Annotated in this window: 2 protein-coding genes and 1 pseudogene; all 3 read left to right on the top strand. The window is 66.5% G+C overall.

Features of this window, described 5'->3' with window-relative positions; all coding sequences use genetic code 11:
- Positions 1–124: pseudogene (locus tag AC07EG_RS39440) on the top strand (IS5/IS1182 family transposase); the annotation flags it as partial.
- 337 nt (positions 125–461) lie between these two features.
- Positions 462–722 (top strand): hypothetical protein, encoded by a 261-nt coding sequence (locus AC07EG_RS39435; protein WP_478258401.1) that lies wholly within the window; start codon positions 462–464, stop codon positions 720–722.
- Between the two features lie 563 nt (positions 723–1285).
- Positions 1286–1660: a hypothetical protein gene (locus tag AC07EG_RS39430; protein WP_478258400.1), complete on the top strand. Its 375-nt coding sequence runs from the start codon at positions 1286–1288 to the stop codon at positions 1658–1660.
- Positions 1661–1907: the final 247 nt, after the last annotated feature.

The following is a 1907-nucleotide window of genomic DNA, read 5'->3' as shown; positions in this document are numbered from 1 at the left end:
CGCCTGGTACCACGGCATGAAACGCCTGCGCATCCGCTGGGAGCGCCGCGACGACATCCACGAAGCCTTCCTCGGCTTGGCCACCTGCATCATCTACTGGCGACACGTCGCACGACTTTGTTAGGAACTCTAAATCAATACTCCGAGGGTGCGGATCCTGCGGAGGTCTTGGTCGAACCGAGCGGACCCGGGCACGGTCGGCGACGCCCTCCGCGGCGAGTCGGCCAGTGCCGTGCCCTTACGTGACCGCCTGGCGGCCTCGGGGTGCTGGTTGCTTCGACCGTTTAGAACCTCAGCGTCGAGACGGCACTTGCCCTCTTTTGGGTGACTTTCGTAGCTACTGGCATCACCGGCACCAGTCGTGGAATCCGAAGCTTGTCGTTCGGTCGTCGCTGACGGCCCATTGTCGAGATGCGAAAGGGAGAATAATGCGAGATCGGTTCACTGCCGTAGCTGTGACCATGGCCGCCGCGTTGATCCTGTGTACAGGCAGCGCTAATGCCGACGATGGAAACATCGTCATCAACGGCACGGAATACGATAATCCGAAAGGCTGTTACATGATTCCAGATCACGACCAAGTGACAATCAAGAACAACACTAATAAAGGAATCTATGTTTACGAGAAATCGTTGAAGTGCGAGGGCGCTTGGGCGCCGATTGTCCCGGGCTCTACACGGACCTGGGACGGTTTCCGCAGGATGAGTGTCGAGGTGCTGTAAATAGCATCAGGTCGTCATCGGGGTGCGGGCCTGGCCACACCAGGGCCGCACCCCGGCCCAGTGCACCCGGTGCCGGCCGGTTGTGCCGGGTTCGAGAGTGCGTGGCCTGGCGGCGTTCACCAACACGGAGCAATCCCGGCATCGTGGTGCGTGTTTCCCGGCGAAAGTCCTGCCCGCCTGCCAGGCGGTGGCCAAGTTGCGCACCCAGCTGCCTGACGCCGACGTGGTCGTGATCTGCAGGAATATTCCCGCTCAAAGTTGAGCCTGGTTCCCGCATTTGCATCTGGTGCACGTTCGCGGCGCTGACCGGGCGAACCTGGCGGGCGCGCCGTACCGGCCTCCACCGCCTCGCTGCGGCGCGTTGTATAAGCACCGACACGACCGTTCACGATGTGTGTACTTCCTGGCCCTGCACGAGCCGTATCAGGGACCGCCGCAAGCGCCGCTGATCAACGCCACGATCGTGCACGCCGCGCCCCCGGTTCCCCGCGCTGCCCCAGCCCGAGAGCGGGCGGATCTACCGATGCCTGACCGAGGCGCCCGGCCGCGTACGCGGCGAGGTCGTGCCGCTGGCGACCCTCACCTTCGAACTCGATGGCGGTAACCTCTGGCTCCAGGTCGCCGACTGGAAACGCGTCGTTAACGCCGTGGTGGCCCTCTCCCGCGACCACCTCGTCGCCGCCATGCCCAGCGGCCTGCCGCACGTCGCTGCCGTGCTGCTCAGCGGCGGCCCCGCCACCACCCACACCCTGCACTATCCCGACGGCAGCACCAGCCGCGTGAGCCCAGCCGAGCGACAGCAGCAGATCGGCGAGCTCACCGAGCACGTGCGCCAGTTCGCCGCCGAAGCCCCGTTCTGGCTCGGCGACGGGCTACTCGCCCCACCGGAGCGGCCCCGAGTAATGCCGTACCAGCCGCCCGCGGGACAGCAGCGGTGACCGCAGTGGACACGGTGCCCGGCGGCCGGGCCGACCGGAGTTGATCGCCGCACGCGCCTGCACGTCCACCTCATCGATCAATTGATACAGCAGGTGGCTGACCGGCCTCCGGCCAGCCACCTGAACACCCTGCTCCGCCACCCGCAGCGGGGGGGGGGGGGGGGGGGGGGGGGGGGGGGTGGGGGTGGGGGGGGGGGGGGGGGGGGGGAGTGGGGGGGGGGGGGTCTGTGGGGAGAGGCTGTTAACG

Source organism: Amycolatopsis sp. NPDC045836 (assembly GCF_056431745.1).
The sequence above is the reverse complement of the archived record's forward strand: the minus strand, read 5'-3'. Positions and strand labels throughout refer to the sequence as shown.

Excerpts from the sequence above, each read along its gene's own strand:
- AC07EG_RS39435 (WP_478258401.1), top strand. The coding sequence starts at position 462 with ATGGCCGCCGCGTTGATCCTGTGTACAGGCAGCGCTAATGCCGACGAT.